General features: G+C 43.1%; 5 protein-coding genes. All 5 read left to right on the forward strand.

All coding sequences use genetic code 11. The features are described from left to right. Window positions 1-250: hypothetical protein (locus ACOJS8_RS10110; protein ID WP_420148420.1), on the forward strand; the 250-nt coding region annotated here is incomplete at its 5' end. Then, on the forward strand, window positions 225-1,226 hold the full coding sequence (locus tag ACOJS8_RS10115) for a toxin co-regulated pilus biosynthesis Q family protein (RefSeq protein ID WP_420148421.1): 1,002 nt from the start codon (window positions 225-227) through the stop codon (window positions 1,224-1,226). The genes ACOJS8_RS10110 and ACOJS8_RS10115, both read left to right, overlap by 26 nt. Window positions 1,227-1,230: 4 nt before the next feature. Then, a complete protein-coding gene (locus ACOJS8_RS10120; protein ID WP_420148422.1) occupies window positions 1,231-2,922 on the forward strand; it encodes a PilN family type IVB pilus formation outer membrane protein in 1,692 nt (563 codons plus the stop codon). Beyond that, entirely contained in the window at window positions 2,912-4,294 is a 1,383-nt protein-coding gene (gene pilO2, locus ACOJS8_RS10125) for a type 4b pilus protein PilO2 (RefSeq protein ID WP_420148423.1), read from the forward strand. Before ACOJS8_RS10120 ends, pilO2 begins: the two co-directional genes overlap by 11 nt. Continuing rightward, on the forward strand, window positions 4,269-4,700 hold the full coding sequence (gene pilP, locus ACOJS8_RS10130) for a type IV pilus biogenesis protein PilP (RefSeq protein ID WP_420148424.1): 432 nt from the start codon (window positions 4,269-4,271) through the stop codon (window positions 4,698-4,700). Before pilO2 ends, pilP begins: the two co-directional genes overlap by 26 nt. Window positions 4,701-4,832: the final 132 nt, after the last annotated feature.

The following is a 4,832-nucleotide window of genomic DNA, read 5'->3' on the forward strand; positions in this document are numbered from 1 at the left end:
AGAATTGATATTTGTTCAGGGGACAAGAAAATCCAGACCGTTAAATATTAAAGCCAGGAAAATATTTTGGTATGAAGAAGAAGTGTTTACTGTTCGTGCAAATATGCCAAAGCCAAATATTCCACTTGCTTCTCCAGCGCAACTTTCTGGTCTTGTTGTTTCTATGCGGAAAAAAGAGCAGGCGATTAACGCTGACTTTAATGAAGATTTTTCCGCATTGATTAATGAGGAACAAAATAAAAGGCTCTGAAATGATAAATAAAAAGGTATTCATAGTCGCACTGGCCGCTAATGCAATTACAGCTTGTAGTTCCCCGCCAAAATTAACTGAACCAGATGGCGATTGGATTAGTTTTGATGTACCTCAATCTCAACAGGTAACACCTCAGCCAGTTAAGATTAGAAATCCTTTCGCTGAGGACATGGCTAATCCAAAAATTTCAGCCGTAAGTGATAAAAATGAAATTAAGCCTTTGCTAAATTCTTCAACGAGCACATTACCAATGCTCGTTAAGTCCGACGGTAAAAATGTTCCGCTTTATAAAGCTCTCAAAGCAATAGTTCCTGACTCCATGACGGTAAGGCTTGCACCAGATGTAGCGCAAAACTTCCGTTCCTCTGTTTCATGGAGTGGCGGCGATCAGTGGCCTCATGTTTTACAAAAAATGCTCGTTGCTAATGGCCTCAAGGCTGATGTGAACAGTTCCCGAGGAGAAGTCATTGTTCAGTATGCTCAGAAGGTCAGCGTACCTGTAAAAGCTCCTCATGGGCTACCATTGCAACCGACCAGCACAACAGCTGCTGTTAAAGGTAATACAGCCACTGTTCTTAAAACGCCGCTTATCCCGAAAGTATCAGAAGGGACTAAGCCAGTGATGTCGGATAAATCAACTCAACAGGTGAAACATGATCCTGTTATCAAGGTTGCGCTATTAGCTAAACCTGTTCCGATTTTCAAACCGTGGACAATGGAAAAAGGAACAACGCTTAAAGCAGGTTATATGGCATGGACTTCAAAAGAAAATTGTCCAGTAGGTAAAGGTAAATGGTCTGTGCGCTGGGAGACTGATACAGATTATCCGATTGATTATCCACTTTCATTTAGTGCCTCAAATTTTGAAGACGCAACCAGCCAATTATTTAGTTTGTACAGGAAAGCACAAGTTCCGCTTTATGTAAGCGGATATCGAAATCAATGCTTAATTATTATTAGCGACAGAAAGTGAAACTATGAAAAATAAATCATTAACTTTAATCGCCACCGCTTTATTGCTTTCTGGATGTGCTGGTCAGCGCATGAATGAAGTTAGTAAAGACGCGGGAGATACCGCAATCAAAGCATCATCGCTGATTCAGCAAATGGGTGATAATTATCCTGTAGTGCAGTTCCAGAATAGTCAGTATGTAAACACTGCACCCCTGCCAAAGCCTAAGTATGACGCTCCGCCTCAAGTGGTAAATTGTCAGGTGACTTACAAGACAGTCAAGCCACAGGATATTTTCCAGTTTGCGCAAGACATGACGGATCAATGTCGTATCCGGGTTCGTGTTACACCGGATGCAGTCGCCTATTTAGGCAGTGGAGGGGATAGCGGCTCGAAAACACAACGGCTCTCGTCTGTACCTTCTCCAGTTATCAACAGCGGAGAAATGAAGCCTCTGACTATGTTCGGGGCTGAAGCAAACAGCAACGGTAACACTGCTTCCACAGGAACCGCTCGATATATTACCGATGTTAGCTATCAAGGAAACTTTGGTGGCGTAATGGATCTGGTCACTGGCAGGTTTGGTGTCTCATGGAAAGTTAGCGACGGTGAAGCGAGTATTTATTACCTCGAAACGAAACGATTCGATATTCAACCTGCCGATGCCAAGTATGATCTAACAGGGACAGTTACAAGTGGCCTGTCCAATGCAACTGGAACAGACAGCGGTAATGGAGGGGGAACATCCAGCTCAGGTGTTTCTGGTTCTGGCGGTTCAACGATGTCCTCCACAGTAGCAATGGGGAACAACCTTTATAAAGACCTCAAAGAAACTGTACAGAGCATGTTAACGCCGGGTGTGGGTCGGCTTAGTCTTAACGCCACCACTGGCACACTGATGATTACAGACGTTCCTGATGTTGTACGTCGCGTTGGTGACTATCTTGATGATGAGAACAGTACCCTTAGTCGCCAGGTGATCTTGAAGGTGGTTACTTACACTGTAAATACAGATGTAAGTGATATGGTCGGCATAGACTGGAACCTTGTTTGGAAATCCTTGAATGGGAACTACGGCATTAAGCTTGCCAATACAAACAGTGGCGTAGCCAGTGATGCCATATCGGGTGGTTTTAATGTACTGGATACAGCCACAGGTTCGGCAGCACAGTTCGCCGGATCATCTTTCCTGCTGGATGCCCTTTCAAAACAGGCGAAGGTATCGGACGTTAAGACCAGTACAATAATGACAACTAACATGGCCGCAGCGCCGGTGCTTGTCGGTCAGCAAACGACTTACCTGAAGGATGTAACCACTACGGCATATGCTACCGGTGACGCAACTGTTCCATCACAGTCACTTACTCCGGGAAGCGTGACAACCGGGACAAACATTACAATCCTGCCAAAAATTCTGAAAGATTCAGATCGTCTGATGCTGAATATGTTTATGGATATTTCGAGCCTTAAACAGATTCGCACAATTACGTCTGATACACAGAAAATTGAAGCGCCAGATATTGATACTCGCTCATTACAGCAACGTGTATGGCTGAAGCCAGGGCAAACACTCATTATGTCAGGCTTTGAGCAGAACACAGACAACTCAAACCGTCAGGGGGTTGGATCACCAAGTAATATTTTATTTGGCGGTTCACTGTCTGGAGCAAAAACAAAACAGAGCTTCGTTATTACGGTGACACCTTATGTACGCTAAATCTAAGATTAGGCGATCCAAACCGGAAAACATAGCCAGTGATACTGGCATACGCGTTCTAACTATTAACAACCATCGCTTTGTCGTGGGGCTTGAATGGGAGACAATAAAGGCTCACCGCAAGGTAATGCAGGAAGTTCGCAAGATTGGCAAGACGCGAAATCTTGATGTGGTAGCTATTCGAAAAGCTGAAGCTATTCAGGCAGGGTTTGCGCCTAAATCCCGTCAAAAGTTGCGTGGTGCTTATTCACTAATTGTCTCGCTAGCTTCCCTCCTTGAGGGAAGCTGTATTGCAGTAATTCCGGTAGGAACTAACGAGAGTGGCGAAAGTGAATACACGATCGTTGGTCGCACAGAAAAAGGTGCTATTCATCCTATTTCTGATGTTATTTATCCTGAGTCTGAAGTTAAACAAGTTGTTCTGGACTTAAAGCAGGATTTGCGAGGCAATCAACAGAATACTGAAATTCCGGTTTATGGGGAGCTGGAAAAATTTCCTTGGGTAACGGAATCTCTGAATTTAGAGAATATACTGAAACCCGGAAATATCAGGAAAGATTTTCGTCTTAAACCCCTTCGTTGGGGTATGACAAAGAATCAGCTATTCGGTTTTACAGCTGCGCTGCTGATGTCGGGCGTGGCTGTACTTTTTATTCTGAATCATCTTGATGAACAGGATCGCATTAAAAGGGCAGCTGTTCAGGCAATGATGAGGCAACAAGAGGATATAAACAAAAAAGCCAGATATCAGGCCGCTCTAGATAAGTTAAAGCATCCGTGGATAACAACATCATCAATCCCTGTGTTTTTACAGGGATGCAATGAAGGGTTAAAAAAACTCAATCTTTCAATTAAGGGATGGCAACTTGCAACAATAAAATGTAGCCAGGAAGGTATGACCGCCAACTACAATAGGCCTGATAATTCCTCAGCAACTGCTGAAAGTTTTGTCGCTGCGGTTAGGCAGGTATACGGAACTGACCCGGCATTCAACATCACTCAAACTTCTATGGCGGTATTTTTTATTGAGCATAACTTACCGCCAAATGGTGATGATCCTTTTCAAAATATGGGTGATCAGCGGCTGAAGATAATTTCGCTCTTTCAGGGGGTAAATATACCCGCATCATTAACTGAGGTCGCAATTAAGGATGTCAAAAAAAATGATGAAGGTGAGGATTTACCATTGCAGGATTGGGAGGAAAATACATTCGATGTGCAAACAACTGTTCCACCTCAGCTTGTTTTTAAAAATGATGAATTTATTGGGATGAGGATTAACAGTGTTATCTATGAATTCGGACAGGATGAAGGTTCTGTTACATATAAAATCACGGGGTCAGTATATGGTAAACGCATTCTCAAACCATAAAAAGTTAGTGTTGTTTCTTGCTTTTATCTCGTTCGGCGCTTGTGCAGATAATGGAACTGCCTGGGATTTAGATAACCTTCAGGCACAACGAACGCTTTATGAAGCAAAAGCTGCGCTAAATAAAGCTAAGGCTGAAGCTGAAAACCGAGAAAGTGGTGTGGCAGCAAATACTAACGTCTTTCCAAATGGCGGCGTACAGGTCAGTAATGTTCCGGTTGGAGATACACTTCCTCAGTTAGTTAAAATTAATGGACGTAATGCAGTTATCAGTATGAATGACGGTAACACAACTACTGTCACAGCTGGGCAATTGCTTCCCGGTGGCCGCTGGCAAGTGGTCAGTATTGGTCTGGGCGGGGTTAAGGTAAAAAACATTGGCACTCAACGGACACAGATTATAAATTAGGAGTGAAATATGGATTACTCTGAACGTACTCATAGTCTTGTTAATATTGCTAAGCATTTACCGGGAATTAAAATTCCAAACGAAATAGTTGATAACGTACGCCTTTTAAAGAATAACGAAGGTGATGGTTAT

The organism is Spirosoma sp. (assembly GCF_048594605.1).
Taxonomy (GTDB): Bacteria; Bacteroidota; Bacteroidia; order Cytophagales; family Spirosomataceae; genus Spirosoma.